At 62.8% G+C, this 15,743-nt stretch carries 17 protein-coding genes and 1 tRNA gene; 16 read left to right on the forward strand and 2 right to left on the reverse strand.

Annotation, left to right across the window (positions count from 1 at the left end; all coding sequences use genetic code 11):
• Window positions 1–59 precede the first annotated feature (59 nt).
• From ABZO33_RS11530 to ABZO33_RS11605, 16 genes are all read left to right on the forward strand, one after another.
• Window positions 60–281, forward strand: coding sequence for an FmdB family zinc ribbon protein (locus ABZO33_RS11530; protein ID WP_046856766.1), 222 nt, complete (start codon window positions 60–62; stop codon window positions 279–281).
• 94 nt (window positions 282–375) lie between these two features.
• Entirely contained in the window at window positions 376–2,151 is a 1,776-nt protein-coding gene (gene aspS, locus ABZO33_RS11535; RefSeq protein ID WP_414536119.1) for an aspartate--tRNA ligase, read from the forward strand.
• Window positions 2,152–2,244: 93 nt separating this feature from the next.
• On the forward strand, window positions 2,245–2,997 hold the full coding sequence (locus tag ABZO33_RS11540; protein WP_414536120.1) for a YebC/PmpR family DNA-binding transcriptional regulator: 753 nt from the start codon (window positions 2,245–2,247) through the stop codon (window positions 2,995–2,997).
• Between the two features lie 133 nt (window positions 2,998–3,130).
• Entirely contained in the window at window positions 3,131–3,655 is a 525-nt protein-coding gene (gene ruvC / locus ABZO33_RS11545; protein ID WP_414536121.1) for a crossover junction endodeoxyribonuclease RuvC, read from the forward strand.
• A 108-nt stretch (window positions 3,656–3,763) separates the two neighbouring features.
• Complete coding sequence (gene ruvA, locus ABZO33_RS11550) at window positions 3,764–4,381, forward strand: Holliday junction branch migration protein RuvA (protein ID WP_414536122.1); 618 nt, start codon at window positions 3,764–3,766, stop codon at window positions 4,379–4,381.
• Window positions 4,378–5,424: a Holliday junction branch migration DNA helicase RuvB gene (gene ruvB, locus ABZO33_RS11555; protein ID WP_414536123.1), complete on the forward strand. Its 1,047-nt coding sequence runs from the start codon at window positions 4,378–4,380 to the stop codon at window positions 5,422–5,424. Before ruvA ends, ruvB begins: the two co-directional genes overlap by 4 nt.
• Window positions 5,425–5,549: 125 nt before the next feature.
• Window positions 5,550–6,002: a tol-pal system-associated acyl-CoA thioesterase gene (gene ybgC / locus ABZO33_RS11560; protein WP_414536124.1), complete on the forward strand. Its 453-nt coding sequence runs from the start codon at window positions 5,550–5,552 to the stop codon at window positions 6,000–6,002.
• A gap of 2 nt (window positions 6,003–6,004) precedes the next feature.
• Complete coding sequence (tolQ, locus tag ABZO33_RS11565; RefSeq protein WP_023628695.1) at window positions 6,005–6,700, forward strand: protein TolQ; 696 nt, start codon at window positions 6,005–6,007, stop codon at window positions 6,698–6,700.
• 14 nt (window positions 6,701–6,714) lie between these two features.
• Complete coding sequence (gene tolR, locus ABZO33_RS11570) at window positions 6,715–7,167, forward strand: protein TolR (protein WP_046856763.1); 453 nt, start codon at window positions 6,715–6,717, stop codon at window positions 7,165–7,167.
• Window positions 7,167–8,243 (forward strand): cell envelope integrity protein TolA, encoded by a 1,077-nt coding sequence (gene tolA, locus ABZO33_RS11575; RefSeq protein ID WP_414536125.1) that lies wholly within the window; start codon window positions 7,167–7,169, stop codon window positions 8,241–8,243. The genes tolR and tolA overlap by 1 nt, the downstream gene beginning before the upstream one ends.
• A 47-nt stretch (window positions 8,244–8,290) precedes the next feature.
• Window positions 8,291–9,541, forward strand: coding sequence for a Tol-Pal system beta propeller repeat protein TolB (gene tolB, locus ABZO33_RS11580; RefSeq protein ID WP_046856761.1), 1,251 nt, complete (start codon window positions 8,291–8,293; stop codon window positions 9,539–9,541).
• Between the two features lie 54 nt (window positions 9,542–9,595).
• Complete coding sequence (pal, locus tag ABZO33_RS11585; RefSeq protein ID WP_008090230.1) at window positions 9,596–10,093, forward strand: peptidoglycan-associated lipoprotein Pal; 498 nt, start codon at window positions 9,596–9,598, stop codon at window positions 10,091–10,093.
• A 6-nt stretch (window positions 10,094–10,099) separates the two neighbouring features.
• Window positions 10,100–10,909, forward strand: coding sequence for a tol-pal system protein YbgF (gene ybgF, locus ABZO33_RS11590; RefSeq protein ID WP_414536126.1), 810 nt, complete (start codon window positions 10,100–10,102; stop codon window positions 10,907–10,909).
• Between the two features lie 165 nt (window positions 10,910–11,074).
• Window positions 11,075–11,722 carry a 7-carboxy-7-deazaguanine synthase QueE gene (queE, locus tag ABZO33_RS11595; RefSeq protein WP_414536127.1) on the forward strand — a complete coding sequence of 216 codons (648 nt, stop codon included), beginning with the start codon at window positions 11,075–11,077 and terminating at the stop codon, window positions 11,720–11,722.
• Window positions 11,723–11,732: 10 nt separating this feature from the next.
• The gene (gene queC / locus ABZO33_RS11600) at window positions 11,733–12,407 is read left to right on the forward strand and encodes a 7-cyano-7-deazaguanine synthase QueC (protein WP_414536128.1); all 675 of its coding nucleotides are present in this window, start codon (window positions 11,733–11,735) and stop codon (window positions 12,405–12,407) included.
• A 62-nt stretch (window positions 12,408–12,469) separates the two neighbouring features.
• Window positions 12,470–12,545: transfer RNA gene (locus ABZO33_RS11605), tRNA-Lys, on the forward strand.
• 71 nt (window positions 12,546–12,616) lie between these two features.
• Here ABZO33_RS11605 and ABZO33_RS11610 read toward each other — a convergent pair.
• Both ABZO33_RS11610 and ABZO33_RS11615 read right to left on the reverse strand, forming a co-directional pair.
• Window positions 12,617–13,903, reverse strand: coding sequence for an NAD(P)/FAD-dependent oxidoreductase (locus tag ABZO33_RS11610; protein ID WP_414536129.1), 1,287 nt, complete (start codon window positions 13,901–13,903; stop codon window positions 12,617–12,619).
• A gap of 53 nt (window positions 13,904–13,956) precedes the next feature.
• Window positions 13,957–15,510, reverse strand: coding sequence for an amino acid permease (locus ABZO33_RS11615; protein WP_414536130.1), 1,554 nt, complete (start codon window positions 15,508–15,510; stop codon window positions 13,957–13,959).
• Between the last annotated feature and the right edge of the window lie 233 nt (window positions 15,511–15,743).

A 15,743-nucleotide genomic window follows, 5' to 3' on the forward strand; every position in this document is an offset into this window, starting at 1 on the left:
TATATAATCCCGCTCTTTGCTGCCTTGGGCAGCGTGCGATGTGGTTGACGAGAGACACCATGCCCCTTTACGACTATCAATGTGCATCCTGCGAACACCGCATGGAGGTGTTGCAGAAGATCAGTGCCGCGCCGCTGACCGATTGCCCGGCATGCCAGGCGCCGGCATTGAAGAAGCAGCTGTCGGTCCCCGGCTTCCGCCTGAGCGGCAACGGCTGGTACGAGACCGACTTCAAGACCGGGGCGAAAAAGAATCTGGCAGGCGGCGACAAGGCCGACTGAGTTGAATTGCACCGACCAGGTCTTGCAGTATTAGCCCCTTGGGCGGCCAAGACCTCCACCGAACATACGAATCACGAGAAGCGAAACCACGACCATGATGCGCAGCCATTATTGCGGCCAACTGAACGAGTCCCTGGACGGCCAGGAAGTCACCCTTTGCGGCTGGGTCCATCGTCGCCGCGACCACGGCGGGGTGATTTTCCTCGATATCCGTGACCGCGAAGGCATGGCCCAGGTCGTGTTCGATCCGGATCGCGCCGAAACCTTCGCTGCCGCCGACCGCGTGCGCAGCGAGTACGTCGTGCAGGTCACCGGCAAGGTACGCAAGCGCCCGGATGGCGCAGTGAACGCCAACATGGCCTCCGGCGCCATCGAGATCCTCGGTTACCAGCTGACCGTGCTCAACGAGGCCGAAACGCCGCCGTTCCCGCTGAACGAATACTCCGACGTGGGCGAAGAAACCCGCCTGCGCTACCGCTTCATCGACCTGCGTCGCCCAGAAATGGCCGACAAGCTGCGCCTGCGTTCGCGCATTACCAGCAGCATCCGTCGTTTCCTCGACGAGAACGGCTTCCTCGACGTCGAGACGCCGATCCTCACCCGTGCCACCCCGGAAGGCGCCCGCGACTACCTGGTACCGAGCCGCACCCACGCAGGCAGCTTCTTTGCCCTGCCGCAGTCGCCACAGCTGTTCAAACAGCTGCTGATGGTCGCCGGCTTCGACCGCTACTACCAGATCGCCAAGTGCTTCCGCGACGAAGACCTGCGTGCCGACCGCCAGCCGGAATTCACCCAGATCGACATCGAGACCAGCTTCCTCGACGAGTCCGAGATCATGGGCCTCACCGAGAGCATGATCCGCAAGCTGTTCAAGGAAGTCCTGGACCTGGAGTTCGGTGAATTCCCGCACATGACCTTCGAAGAAGCCATGCGCCGCTACGGTTCCGACAAGCCGGACCTGCGTATCCCGCTGGAACTGATCGACGTTGCCGACCAGCTCAAGGATGTCGACTTCAAGGTGTTCGCTGGCCCCGCCAACGATCCGAAGTGCCGCGTCACCGCCCTGCGCCTGCCGGGCGGCGCCAGCATGCCGCGCAGCAAGATCGACGAGTACACCAAGTTCGTCGGCATCTACGGTGCCAAGGGCCTGGCCTACATCAAGGTCAACGAGCGCGCCAAGGGTGTCGAGGGTCTGCAGTCGCCGATCGTCAAGAACATCCCCGAGGCCAACCTCAACAACATCCTTGATCGCGTAGGCGCCGTGGATGGCGACATCGTGTTCTTCGGTGCCGACAAGTTCAAGGTCGTCAGCGAAGCCCTGGGCGCACTGCGTATCCGCCTGGGTCACGACTTCGAACTGCTGACCTGCCAGTGGGCGCCGATGTGGGTCGTCGACTTCCCGATGTTCGAAGAGAACGAAGACGGCAGCTTCACCGCGCTGCACCACCCGTTCACCGCGCCGAAGTGCAGCCCCGAAGAGCTGGAAGCCAACCCGGCCACCGCGCTGTCGCGTGCCTACGACATGGTTCTGAACGGCACCGAGCTGGGTGGCGGTTCGATCCGTATCCACCGCAAAGAGATGCAACAGGCGGTGTTCCGCCTGCTGGGTATCGAGGCGGCGGAACAGGAAGAGAAGTTCGGCTTCCTGCTCGACGCCCTGAAGTTCGGCGCGCCGCCTCACGGTGGCCTGGCCTTCGGCCTGGACCGCCTGGTCATGCTGATGACCGGCGCGCAGTCGATCCGTGAAGTGATCGCCTTCCCGAAAACCCAGAGCGCCGCGTGCGTCATGACCCAGGCCCCGGGCATGGTCGACGCCAAGGCACTGCGCGAGCTGCACATCCGTCTGCGCGAGCAGACCAAGGTCGAGTAACTCCGACCGCGGGCGCACTGGCTGCGCCCACGTATTCATGCGTTCCGCCCTTCGGGGCGGAACCTGTTTCTGTTTCAAGGATTTGGAGTCGTTATGGCCGGTCATTCCAAGTGGGCGAACATCAAGCACCGCAAAGAACGCCAGGATGCCAAGAGAGGCAAGATCTTCACCAAGTGGATCCGCGAACTGACCGTCGCTGCCAAGCAGGGTGGTGGTGATCCGGCGTCCAACCCGCGTCTGCGCCTGGCGCTGGACAAGGCCCTGGGTGCCAACATGAGCCGCGACATCATCGATCGCGCCGTGGCTCGCGGTGCCGGCACCAACGAAAGCGACAACGTCGAAGAGCTCAGCTACGAGGGTTACGGCCCGGGCGGCGTGGCGATCATGGTCGAAGCCATGACCGACAACCGCAACCGTACCGCCGCTGCCGTGCGCCATGCCTTCACCAAGTGCGGCGGCAACCTCGGTACCGACGGTTCTGTGGCCTACCTGTTCGAGCGCAAGGGGCAGATCAGCTTCGCTGCCGAGCTGAACGTGGACGAGGATGCGCTGATGGAAGCCGCGATGGAGGCCGATGCCGACGACGTGGTGGCCAACGACGACGGCTCCTTCGAGGTGTTTACCTCGTTCAACAACTTCTACGCCGTGCGCAATGCGCTCGAAGAAGCCGGTTTCAAGGCCTCGGACGCCGAGATCGTGATGCAGCCGACCACCAGCGCCGAGCTGGACAAGGACGGTGCGGAGAAGGTGCTCAAGCTGATCGATATGCTCGAGGACCTGGATGACGTGCAGAACGTCTACTCCAATGCACAGATTTCCGATGAGATCATGGAAACGCTGGGCTGATCGTTTCGGCAATCGGCTTTAACGCGGGGCAAGCCCGCTCCTACAAGGCCTGCGCCAGATTGCGGTGTAGCCTTTGTGGGGGCGGGCTTGTCCCGCGATAAGGCCGGCAAATTCGCACATCTTTGTAGGCGCTATGACTCTCATTCTTGGTATCGACCCCGGCTCGCGCATCACCGGCTTCGGCGTGGTCCGCCAGACTGCACGCGGCTGCGAGTACGTCACCTCCGGCTGCATCCGTACCGGTGATGGCGAGCTGCATGATCGCTTGCTGGTGGTCTTCCGCGGTGTCAGCGAGATCATCCGCCAACATGAACCGGTGACAATGGGCATCGAGCGGGTGTTCATGGCGCGCAACGCCGATTCGGCGCTTAAGCTTGGCCAGGCCCGGGGGGCAGCCATCGTCGCCGCGGCCGAGGCCGGCCTGGAGATCGCCGAGTACAGCGCCAGCCAAGTCAAGCAGGCCGTGGCCGGCACCGGTGGCGCCAACAAGGAGCAGGTGATGCTGATGGTGATGCACCTGCTCAAGCTGACCCAAAAGCCGCAGGTCGACGCCTCGGACGCCCTGGCCATCGCCCTGTGCCATGCCCATACCCGTTCCAGCCTGATTCCACATGGCCTGACGACGGCGCGACGACGCGGCGGGCGCTTGCGTCTGTAACCGCTTCATGCGCTGATACACATTTTGTCCGGGGGACGCGCTCACCCGGCGCATTTGCTGATAGGGTGGACCGGTTTTCGACCGGCGCCCGAGAGGAAGGATCGGAACGTGATTGGACGTTTGCGTGGCACTTTGGCGGAGAAACAGCCGCCGCACCTGATTATCGACGTCAACGGCGTGGGCTATGAGCTCGAAGTGCCGATGACCACGCTGTACCGCCTGCCCAAGGTCGGCGAGCCAGTGACCGTGCACACCCACCTGGTAGTACGCGAAGACGCCCACCTGCTCTATGGTTTCGCCGAAAAACGCGAGCGCGAGCTGTTCCGCGAGCTGATCCGCCTGAACGGCGTGGGGCCGAAGCTGGCGCTGGCGCTGATGTCTGGCCTGGAAGTGGACGAGCTGGTGCGCTGCGTGCAGGCCCAGGACGCCTCGGTCCTGGTGCGCGTGCCGGGTGTCGGCAAAAAAACCGCCGAACGCCTGCTGGTCGAGCTCAAGGACCGCTTCAAGGCGTGGGAAACCTCCCCGGCGATGTTCACCCTGGTCTCCGATGGCCCGCTGCCGGCGGCCAGTGAGTCCTCGGCCGAGGCTGACGCGGTCAGTGCCCTGGTCTCCCTGGGCTACAAGCCACAAGAAGCAAGCAAGGCGATTGCCGCGATCAAGGACAAGGCCGGCCTGAGCAGCGAGGAACTGATCCGTCGCAGCCTCAAAGGGATGATTACCAAGTGATCGAGACCGACCGCCTGATCACCGCCTCCGGACGCGACCGCGAAGAGGTTCAGGATCGTGCGATCCGCCCGCTGAGCCTGGACGAATACATCGGCCAGCCGGTGGTGCGCGAGCAGATGTCGCTGTTCATCCAGGCCGCGCGCGGGCGCGGCGAGTCGCTCGATCACACCCTGATCTTCGGTCCGCCGGGCCTTGGCAAGACCACCCTGGCCAACATCATCGCCCACGAGATGGGCGTGTCGGTCAAGAGCACGTCCGGCCCGATTCTCGAACGCCCTGGCGACCTGGCGGCGATGCTGACCAATCTCGAGCCGCATGACGTGCTGTTCATCGACGAGATCCACCGCTTGTCGCCGGTGGTCGAGGAAGTGCTCTATCCGGCGATGGAAGACTTCCAGCTGGACATCATGATCGGCGAAGGCCCGGCCGCGCGCTCGATCAAGCTCGACCTGCCGCCGTTCACCCTGGTCGGCGCCACCACCCGTGCCGGCATGCTGACCAACCCGCTGCGTGATCGCTTCGGTATTGTCCAGCGCCTGGAGTTCTACAGCGACAGGGACCTGGCGACCATCGTCAGCCGTTCGGCCGGCATCCTCGGCTTGCCCATGGACGACAAGGGCGCATTCGAGATCGCCCGCCGGGCGCGTGGCACGCCGCGGATCGCCAATCGCCTGCTGCGGCGGGTGCGCGACTTTGCCGAAGTGCGTGGCAAGGGCGAGATCACCAAGGCGGTCGCGGACATGGCGCTGAACCTGCTGGATGTCGATGAGCGTGGCTTCGATCATTCCGACCGGCGTCTGCTGCTGACCATGATCGAGAAGTTCGACGGTGGTCCGGTTGGGCTCGACAATATTGCCGCGGCGATCGGCGAGGAGCGCCACACCATCGAGGACGTGCTCGAGCCCTATCTCATCCAGCAGGGCTACATCATGCGAACCCCGCGGGGCCGTGTGGTCACCCGGCATGCCTACCTGCACTTCGGCCTGAACATCCCCGGGCGTTTCTGCGAGGGCGGGGAATATGCCGCGCAAGACGACGAATGACAGATCGAATCGGCATTTTCGTGGTCCTACCGCTGGCATGCCCTGGGCTCGCTGGCAATACGACATTATCGATGCAAAAACAGTTGCTGCAGCGGATTGGCAAGCACAGGAGTAAGCACTAGAGTATGCGCGCGCAAAATGGGCTGGAACCGTTCGCACACCGCTGTCGCGTCTATTACGAGGATACCGACGCCGGTGGCGTGGTGTATTACGTCAACTATCTCAAATTCATGGAGCGCGCACGCACCGAGCGGCTGCGTCACCTGGGGTTCTCCCAGGCCCAGCTGGCGCAGGACAACCTGTTGTTCGTGGTCCATTCCAGCGAGGCGCGCTATCACGCGCCGGCCCGCCTGGACGACGAGTTGCGGGTAACCGCGCAAGTACTTGAATTGAATCGTGCCAGCCTGCGCTTCGTGCAGCAGGTGTGGCGAGCAAAGGATGAAGTGCTGCTCTGCGAGGGGCAGTTCCTGGTGGCCGCCGTGCGCGCCGACACTTTCAAACCCCGGGCCATTCCCCCAGAACTGCGCGACGCCTTCCTGGTGGACGGCACGGGTACTCAATCGAACGCAGGAGAATAAGCGTGGAAGCAAACGTCGTCGACCATACCTCCATGTGGAGCCTGGTCGCCAATGCCAGTGTCGTGGTTCAGCTGGTAATGCTGACCCTCGTGGCAGCCTCGGTGACCTCTTGGATCATGATCTTCCAGCGCAGCACCATGCTGCGCGCCGGTCGTCGTGCACTGGACGCTTTCGAAGAGCGCTTCTGGTCGGGCATCGACCTGTCCAAACTGTACCGCCAGGCGGGCAGCAACCCGGACCCGGACTCGGGTGTCGAGCAGGTGTTCCGTGCCGGCTTCAAGGAGTTCTCGCGCCTGCGCCAGCAACCGGGTGTCGACCCGGACGCGGTCATGGAAGGGGTAGGGCGTGCCATGCGCGTGGCCATCTCCCGCGAGGAAGAAAAGCTCGAGCAGAGCCTGCCGTTCCTGGCCACCGTCGGTTCCACCAGCCCGTACATCGGTCTGTTCGGTACCGTGTGGGGCATCATGAACTCGTTCCGCGGCCTGGCCAGCGCCCAGCAGGCCACCCTGGCCACCGTGGCCCCGGGTATTGCCGAGGCCCTGATCGCCACTGCGATCGGCCTGTTCGCCGCGATCCCGGCTGTTATCGCCTACAACCGTTTTGCCGCGCGCAGTGAAGTGCTGATCGGGCGCTACTACACGTTCGCCGACGAGTTCCAGGCGATCCTGCACCGCAAAGTACACACCAGCGAAGAGTGATCAGGTAGAAACCCATGGCCCGAGTTCGCCACAAACGCAAGCCGGTCGCCGAGATGAACGTGGTGCCCTACATCGACGTGATGCTGGTGCTACTGGTTATCTTCATGGTGACCGCCCCGATGCTCAACCAGGGCGTGAAGGTGGACCTGCCCAAGGTTTCCAGCGAAGCCCTGCCGCAGGACAACAACGTCCAGGTCCTGACCATCTCGATCAAGGCTGACAAGACCTACTATTGGAACCTCGGCAGCGAAGTCGACACCGACAAGCAGATGGACAAGGCCATGACCTTGCCGGACATGACCAGCGCGGTGACCAAGATCATCGCCGCCGGCCGTGACCAGGGCAAGCAGACCCAGGTCTTCATCCGTGGCGACAAGGCTGTCGACTACGGTGCGGTGATGGGCGCCATGGGCGGGTTGCAGAAGGCCGGTGTCGGTAACGTTGGCCTGATTACCGAGGCGCCCTGATGCAACAGCGAGAGCCATCCGCCTCGGAAAGCTACTTCTGGCCCAGTGTCTGGGCCATTGCGCTGCACGTGCTGGTGTTCGGCATGCTGTTCGTCAGCTTTGCCATGACGCCTGAGCTGCCGCCCTCCAAGCCTATCGTCCAGGCCACGCTGTACCAGCTCAAGTCCAAGAGCCAGGCGACCACCCAGACCAATCAGAAGATTGCCGGGGAGGCGAAGAAGACTGCCTCGCGCCAGACCGAGGTCGAACAGCTGGAGCAGAAGAAGGTCGAGCAGGAGGCCGTGAAGGCCGCGGAACAAAAGAAAGCCGACGCCGCTCAAAAGGCCGAGGAGGCTCGCGAAGCCGCCGAGGCGAAGAAAGCCGAAGACGCCGCCAAGGCCGCAGAGCAGAAGAAAGCCGCCGAGGCCAAGAAAGCCGAGGAAGCGAAGAAGGCCGCTGAAAAGCAACAGGCCGATATCGCCAAGAAGAAGGCTGAGGACGAGGCCAAGAAGAAGGCCGAGGAAGAAGCCAAGAAACAGGCCGCGGAAGAGGCGAAGAAGAAAGCCGCCGAAGACGCGAAGAAAAAAGCAGCCGAGGACGCCAAGAAAAAATCGGCGGCCGAGGACGCGAAGAAGAAGGCAGCTGAAGAGGCCAAGAAAAAGGCCGCGGCAGACGCCCAGAAGAAAAAGGCACAGGAAGCGGCCCGCAAGGCGGCGGAAGACAAGAAGGCCCAGGCACTCGCCGAGCTGTTGTCCGACACCACCGAACGGCAGCAGGCGCTGGCCGACGAGCAGGGTGACCAGGTGGCCGGCGACTTCGACGACCTGATTCGCATGCGCGCGGCCGAAGGTTGGGCGCGTCCGCCATCCGCGCGCAAGGGCATGACGGTAGTTCTGCAGATCAACATGCTGCCGGACGGCACCATCACCAACGTGAGTGTGGCCAAGTCCAGTGGCGACGGTCCGTTCGACAGCTCGGCCGTGGCCGCAGTGAAGAACATTGGTCGGTTGACCGAAATGCAGGGCTTGAAGCCGAACGAGTTCAATCCGTATCGTTCATTCAAGATGACATTTACACCTGAGGATCTAGCGTTGTGATTAAACGTCTGAGAGGACTCCTGGTCTTGCTCTGCTGCGTGGCAGGCATGGCAATGGCAGAGGAAAAGAACATCCTGGTCACCAGCGGTAGCGACCGGGCAACTCCCATTGCGGTAGTGCCGTTCGGTGTCCAGGGCGGCAGCGTGCTGCCGGAAGACATGGCCGATATCATCGGCAACGACCTGCGCAACTCCGGCTACTACGCGCCGATCCCGCGGCAGAACATGATCAGCCAGCCAAGTCAGGCCAGCGAAGTGATCTTCCGCGACTGGAAAGCGCTGGGCGCCCAGTACGTCATGGTCGGCAGCATCGTGCCGGCCGGTGGTCGCCTTCAGGTGCAGTACGCCCTGTTCAACGTTGCCACCGAACAGCAGGTACTGACCGGCAGCGTCGCCGGTGGTGTCGACCAGTTGCGCGACATGTCGCACTACATCGCCGACCAGTCGTTCGAGAAGCTCACTGGCATCAAGGGTGCGTTCTCGACCCGCATGCTGTACGTGACCGCCGAGCGTTTCTCGACCAACAACACCCGCTACACCCTGCAGCGTTCGGACTATGACGGTGCCCGTGCAGTGACCCTGCTGCAGTCGCGTGAGCCGATCCTGTCGCCGCGTTTCGCGCCGGATGGCAAGCGTATCGCCTATGTCTCGTTCGAGCAGAAGCGCCCGCGCATCTTCATCCAGCACATCGACACCGGTCGCCGCGAGCAGATCACCAACTTCGAAGGCCTGAACGGTGCGCCGGCCTGGTCGCCTGACGGCTCGCGCCTGGCGTTCGTGCTGTCGAAAGACGGTAACCCGGACATCTATGTGATGAACGTGGCTTCGCGCCAGATCACCCGTGTCACCGCCGGCCCAGGTATCAATACCGAGCCGTTCTGGGGCAAGGATGGCAACACCCTGTACTTCACCTCCGACCGTGGCGGCAAGCCGCAGATCTACAAACAGTCGGTCGGTGGCGGTGGTGCCGAGCGCGTGACGTTCGTGGGTAACTACAATGCCAACCCGAAACTGTCGGCGGATGAAAAGACCCTTGTGATGATTCATCGCCAGCAGGGTTTCACCAACTTCAAGGTGGCTGCGCAGGACCTGCAACGTGGAAGTGTAAAGATTCTCTCCGAGACCAGTCTTGATGAGTCTCCCACTGTTGCGCCAAACGGCACCATGCTAATCTACGCCACCCGCCAGCAGGGCCGGGGAGTCTTGATGCTCGTGTCGCTTAACGGCCGCGTGAGGCTCCCACTTCCTACCGCTCAAGGCGAAGTCAGAGAACCGTCCTGGTCCCCTTACCTGAACTGATTGCGGCGTAACACGTTTTGCTTAACACACTGGGGTTTCATTAGGAGTTTCACGATGGAAATGCTGAAGTTTGGTAAATTCGCTGCGCTGGCTCTGGCCATGGCTGTAGCTGTAGGTTGCTCCTCGAAAGGCGGTGACAACGCTGGTGAAGGCGCTGTTGATCCGAACGCTGGCTACGGTGCCAACACTGGCGCTGTCGACGGTTCCCTGAGCGAAGAAGCCGCCCTGCGCGCAATCACCACCTTCTACTTCGAATACGACAGCTCGGACCTGAAGCCAGAAGCCATGCGCGCTCTGGACGTTCACGCCAAGGACCTGAAGTCCAACGGCAACCGCGTTGTCCTGGAAGGCAACACCGACGAGCGCGGCACCCGCGAGTACAACATGGCTCTGGGTGAGCGTCGTGCCAAGGCCGTTCAGCGCTACCTGGTTCTGCAGGGCGTTTCCCCTGCTCAGCTGGAACTGGTTTCCTACGGCGAAGAGCGTCCAGTTGCCACCGGCAACGACGAGCAGTCCTGGGCTCAAAACCGTCGCGTAGAACTGCGTAAGTAAGTTCCTATGCGTATGTGCCGTCGTGCTGTAACCGTCCTCGCACTCAGCCTGCCCCTTTCGGCGTGGGCTGCGGTTCCCGTAGTAGATGACAACGCGGGTGGTTATCCACCTGCGGGTTATGGCACGAGCGGCGCCTATGCCGGAGCAGGGGCTTCGGCCCCTGCTTCTGCAAATGGCCAGCTGTTCATGCAGCTGCAGCAGATGCAGGACCAGATTTCCCGCCAGCAAGGCATCATCGAAGAGTTGCAGAACGATGTGTCGCGCATGAAGCAGGAAAACCTTGAGCGCTATCAGGATCTCGACCGCCGCATCAGCAGCGGTGCCGCACCTGCCGCGACTCCCGACAATTCCTCCACCGGTGGCGCGAACAACGCAGCCACGGGTGCCGCTGCCGGCGCCAGCGCCGCGCAGCCACCGGCCGCCAGCAGCGAGCCGGGTGATCCGGCGAAAGAGAAGCTGTATTACGACGCCGCTTTCGACCTGATCAAGCAGAAGGACTTCGACAAGGCCAGCCAAGCCTTCAACGCCTTCCTGCGCAAGTACCCCAACAGCCAGTACGCCGGCAATGCCCAGTACTGGCTTGGCGAGGTCAACCTGGCCAAGGGCGACCTGCCAGGTGCCAGCCAGGCGTTTGCCGAAGTCGGCCAGAAGTACCCGAAACACAGCAAGGTGCCGGATTCGCTGTACAAACTGGCCGACGTCGAGCGCCGCATGGGCCACACCGACAAGGTCAAGGGTATCCTGCAGCAGGTTATCACCCAGTACCCCGGCACTTCCGCCGCGCAACTGGCGCAACGTGACTTGCAGAAGCTTTAAGCTTCGGCGGTACCGTTTAAAAGAAACCCGCGCTTGTCGCGGGTTTTTTCGTTAGAATCACGGCCCTTTTTTCGTAAACACGCTGCTGCGGATAACGCTTTGTCGAGTCCGTGCCAGTGCCTGAGGAGGCGGACAGCCTGTTTAGCTGTCACGCCCGTGGCGATCATGCAAGACACATTACGCATCACCGAAGTGTTTTACTCGTTGCAGGGTGAAACGCGAACGGCCGGCCTGCCCACGGTTTTCGTGCGCTTGACCGGTTGCCCCCTGCGCTGCCAGTACTGCGACAGTGCCTATGCCTTCAGTGGCGGCACTATCCGCCCCCTCGATTCGATCCTCGAGCAGGTGGCCGGCTTCAAGCCGCGCTATGTCTGCGTGACCGGTGGCGAGCCACTGGCCCAGCCCAACGCGCTGCCGTTGCTGCAGCGCCTGTGCGACGCTGGTTATGAGGTGTCACTGGAGACCAGCGGCGCCCTCGACATCAGTGGTGTCGACACCCGGGTCAGCCGCGTGGTCGACCTTAAGACCCCGGGCTCCGAGGAGTCTCACCGCAATCGCTACGAGAACATCGAGCTGTTGACCGGCAACGATCAGGTCAAGTTCGTCATCTGTTCCCGTGAGGACTACGATTGGGCCGTCTCCAAACTGATCCAGTACAACCTGGCCGAGCGCGCCGGTGAAGTGCTGTTCTCGCCCAGCCACCATCAGGTGAGCGCCAGCGACCTGGCCGACTGGATCGTCGCCGACAACCTGCCCGTGCGTTTCCAGCTGCAGTTGCACAAGCTGCTGTGGAACGACGAACCCGGACGTTGAGGAGCAAGACATGACTGACAAACGCGCGGTAATCCTGCTTTCCGGTGGCCTGGACTCGGCTACCGTGGTGGCCATGGCCAAGGCCGACGGCTACCAGTGCTACACCATGAGCTTCGACTACGGCCAGCGCCATCGCGCCGAGCTCGATGCCGCGGCGCGGGTGGCCCGTGACCTGGGCGTGGTCGAGCACAAGGTGATCGGCCTGAACCTCGACGGCATCGGTGGCTCGGCCCTGACCGACAGCAGCATCGATGTGCCCGAGGCGCCGAGCGAAGGGATTCCGGTCACCTACGTGCCGGCTCGCAATACGGTATTCCTGTCGCTGGCCCTTGGCTGGGCGGAAGTGCTCGAGGCGCGGGACATCTTCATTGGCGTCAACGCCGTGGACTACTCCGGTTATCCGGATTGCCGCCCGGAGTTCGTCGAGGCCTTCGAGCGCATGGCCAACCTGGCCACCAAGGCCGGCGTGGAAGGGCAGGGCTTCCGCATCCAGGCGCCATTGCAGAACCTGAGCAAGGCGCAGATCGTCCAGGCGGGCATTGCCCGTGGCGTGGACTACAGCCTGACCGTTTCCTGCTACCAGGCCGATGATGACGGGCGGGCCTGCGGCAAGTGCGACAGCTGCCGCCTGCGCGCTGATGGCTTCAAGGCTGCCGGTGTAGAGGATCCCACTCGGTATTTTTGAAAAAAATTTGCGATGGGGTGTTGAATTCTTCTGAGAAATCAGTAATATACGCGCCATCCAACGGGTCGTTAGCTCAGTTGGTAGAGCAGTTGGCTTTTAACCAATTGGTCGTAGGTTCGAATCCTACACGACCCACCATATGCAGTACGAAAGAGCCCGCCTTCATGGCGGGCTTTTTCATGCCTGTCGAAAAGTGGCCTGGCCCACTGTCAGCGGTTCAGTCGCCGCGCATCAAAGGCGTCCCGCGCCTGGTAGGCGGTGTAGGTGGCCTGTGCAGCCACCAGGCCGGCCAGGCCGAAGGTGCGGTCGAGGCCGAACCGGTTGAAACCGCTCGGGATCGGCAGGCGTCGGGCGATGGCGTCCGCCAGGACTTCGCCGGCGACCGTGGTCGGTGCCATGCCATGGCCGCCAAAGCCGACGGCGTGCCAGATGCCGTTGTCGTCCTGGCCGATCTGCGCCATCTGGTGGCGCCCGTAGCTCATCAGGCCGCCCCAGGAAAATTCCAGCTCTACGTCCTCGAGTTGCGGGTAGACGCTCGCCAGGTCGGCCTTGAGTAGCTTGGCGATGGCTTGTGGCCCGCGATCGAGAATGGAGATACGCCCACCCCAGAGAATCCGGGTGTCTTTCAGTGGGCGGTAGTAATCGAAGGCGAAGCGTGTGTCGTAGATGGCCGATTGGCAGTCGATGGCGTCCTGTAGGCGCGCGCCCAATGGCGGGGTGGTTACCACGTAGGTGGCGATCGGCAGCACGGCGCGTTCGATCGGGGCGTAGACGCCGCGGGCATAGCCCCCTGCGCTGAATACCACCTCCTCGGCATGAACTTCGCCCTGCTCGGTACGCACGATATAGCCGCCTGCCTTCTTCTCGATGCCGGTCACCGGCGACTGCTCGTAGATCGTCACCCCGGCCTGGGCTGCAGCCTGGGCAATACCGCAGACGTACTTGAGCGGGTGGAAGTGGAAGGCGTTGCGCTCCAGCAACCCGCCGTAATAGCGCTCGGTCCTGAGCTGTTCCTTCAGTTCGCCGGGGGCGATGTATTCCCAGTCGACGCTATAGGCCTGCTTCATCAACTGGCGCGGTTTCTCCAGGCGCGACGGGTCGTTGAACCAGTTGGCGAGGATCACGCCCTGATCGACCAGGTCGCAATCGATGGTGTAGCGGCGGGTGCGCTCGCGGATCAGCTCGACGGCGTCGAGTGTCAGTCGATACAGCTTGCGTGCCTCGTTGGCACCCAACGCCGATAGCAGGTCGGCGTTGCCGAGGCTGTAGCCGCCGAAGACGAAGCCGCCGTTGCGTCCCGAGGCGCCATGGCCGACACGTTGCGACTCGAGCAGCGTCACATCGCTCATTCCGCGCTCGGCAAGCCCTATCGCGGTCGACAGGCCGGCCAGGCCGCCCCCGAGGATGCACACACGGGTATCGGTGCGCCCACTCTGGGCGGGGTAGAAGGTTCTGCTGGCGGTGGCTTCGTAGTAGGAGTCGAAGGTGCTGTTCATCAGGGTCCCGAAGCAGTGATGGGCGGACCGGGGCGGGTCCGCCAGTGGGGTTTTCAGGCGGGCTGCTGGCCGGCCGTGACCGCGTCGCCGGAAGGCTCTGCCTTGCTGCGTTCGGCCTTGCGAATCTCGATACTGGAAAAGTCCATTTCCCTGTAGCGCACCACCCTGGAGCCTGTGACCAGCTTGTGCCCGGACCAGACCGCCACGAACAGCACCAGGCCGACGTAGGTGGCGAAGGCGCCGATCCAGTCGATCTGCCCGCCGATGAATGCCTGGTAGTTCTGCCCGAGCATCACCACCATGCACAGGCCGAAAGCGAACAGCGGGCCGAACGGGAAGTACTTCGACACATACGGCAGTTTCGCCAGGTCATTGCCACCCAGCACGTAGCCGCGGCGGAAGCGGTAATGGCTGATCGCGATGCCCAGCCAGGCGATGAAGCCGAGCATGCCGGAGGTGTTGAGCAGCCACAGGTAGAGCTTGCCGGGGCTGAACAGGAAGCTCAGCAGGCACAGGCCGGCGACCGCGGCGGTGGCCAGCAGCGCCCAGACCGGCGTGCCGCTACGGGTCACCCTGGCGAAGATGGCCGGCGCCTTGCGCTCCAGCGCCAGGCTGTAGAGCATGCGCGACGAGGCATACATGCCCGAGTTGCCGGCGGACAGCACCGAGGTCAGGATCACCGCGTTCATCACGGCGGCGGCGGCGAGCATGTCGGCCTTGGTGAAGATCAGGGTGAACGGGCTGATGGTGACGTCCGACAGGCCGTCCTTGAGCAACCGTGGGTCGGTGTAGGGGATCAGCAGGCCGATCACGACGATGGTGAGTACGTAGAACAGCAGGATGCGCCAGAAGATCTGGCGTACGGCCTTGGGAATGTTGCGCCCCGGGTTTTCCGTTTCGCCGGCGGCGATGCCGACGAACTCGGTGCCCTGGAACGAGAAACCGACGATCATCGCCACGCCGATCAGCGCCGGCAGGCCGCCGGCAATTGGCGCGTCGCCGATCTGCCAGAGGTGGGCGCCGCCGTCCTGGCCGCCTTCGAGGATGCCCAGCAGCATCAGCACGCCCACGGCGATGAAGATGATGATGGTGATGACCTTGATCAGGGCGAACCAGAACTCCGCCTCGCCGAAGAAGCGTACCGAGGCGACGTTCAGGGCGAACAGCAGCACCAGGAAGGCCGCGCTCCAGATCACCCCGGGGGTGTCGGGGAACCAGTAGAGCATGATGATCTGCACGGCCACCAGGTCCACGGCGATGGTCACGGCCCAGGAGTACCAGTAGTTCCAGCCCAGGGCGAAGCCAAAGCTTTCTTCGACGTAGCGCGAGGCATAGGTGGAGAACGAGCCGCTGACCGGCATGCACGCGGCCATTTCGCCGAGGCTGGTCATCAGGAAGTAGACCATCAGGCCGATCACCGCGAAGGCCAGTAGCGCGCCGCCGGGGCCGGACTGGGCGATGGTGGCGCCGGAGGAGACGAACAGGCCGGTGCCGATGGAGCCGCCGATGGCGATCATGTTCAGGTGGCGGCTGGTAAGGGTGCGTTTGAGGTGTCCGGAAGGCGGGGCTGCGGCAGTCAAACTTGCATTGTTGTTCGAATGGGTCATGGGCAACCTATTGAATCTGCATTCGGGTGAGTTGTTGTTTTTGTTGTGATCTGACCACTTCCAGTTGCAGGTGACGGGCGCGGGTTGGGCGCCGGTCGGCCGGCGGCCTCTCCAGTGCCGCGGCGGTCGCGATTGCTTTGATTGAAATCAGTATTGGCGTTGAAAGGCGTTCGCAACAAACGACAATTAGTTGCTACATCATTCCATTCCGGAATGTTTGATTTCGTCGTTTT

Source organism: Pseudomonas sp. CAM1A (assembly GCF_047501685.1).
GTDB lineage: Bacteria > Pseudomonadota > Gammaproteobacteria > Pseudomonadales > Pseudomonadaceae > Aquipseudomonas.

Coding starts and splice junctions, on each gene's coding strand:
- ABZO33_RS11530 (WP_046856766.1), top strand. CDS start 60: ATGCCCCTTTACGACTATCAATGTGCATCCTGCGAACACCGCATGGAG.
- aspS (WP_414536119.1), top strand. CDS start 376: ATGATGCGCAGCCATTATTGCGGCCAACTGAACGAGTCCCTGGACGGC.
- ABZO33_RS11540 (WP_414536120.1), top strand. CDS start 2,245: ATGGCCGGTCATTCCAAGTGGGCGAACATCAAGCACCGCAAAGAACGC.
- ruvC (WP_414536121.1), top strand. CDS start 3,131: ATGACTCTCATTCTTGGTATCGACCCCGGCTCGCGCATCACCGGCTTC.
- ybgC (WP_414536124.1), top strand. CDS start 5,550: ATGCGCGCGCAAAATGGGCTGGAACCGTTCGCACACCGCTGTCGCGTC.
- tolR (WP_046856763.1), top strand. CDS start 6,715: ATGGCCCGAGTTCGCCACAAACGCAAGCCGGTCGCCGAGATGAACGTG.
- tolA (WP_414536125.1), top strand. CDS start 7,167: ATGCAACAGCGAGAGCCATCCGCCTCGGAAAGCTACTTCTGGCCCAGT.
- tolB (WP_046856761.1), top strand. CDS start 8,291: ATGGCAATGGCAGAGGAAAAGAACATCCTGGTCACCAGCGGTAGCGAC.
- pal (WP_008090230.1), top strand. CDS start 9,596: ATGGAAATGCTGAAGTTTGGTAAATTCGCTGCGCTGGCTCTGGCCATG.
- ybgF (WP_414536126.1), top strand. CDS start 10,100: ATGCGTATGTGCCGTCGTGCTGTAACCGTCCTCGCACTCAGCCTGCCC.
- queE (WP_414536127.1), top strand. CDS start 11,075: ATGCAAGACACATTACGCATCACCGAAGTGTTTTACTCGTTGCAGGGT.
- queC (WP_414536128.1), top strand. CDS start 11,733: ATGACTGACAAACGCGCGGTAATCCTGCTTTCCGGTGGCCTGGACTCG.
- ABZO33_RS11610 (WP_414536129.1), bottom strand. CDS start 13,903: ATGAACAGCACCTTCGACTCCTACTACGAAGCCACCGCCAGCAGAACC.
- ABZO33_RS11615 (WP_414536130.1), bottom strand. CDS start 15,510: ATGACCCATTCGAACAACAATGCAAGTTTGACTGCCGCAGCCCCGCCT.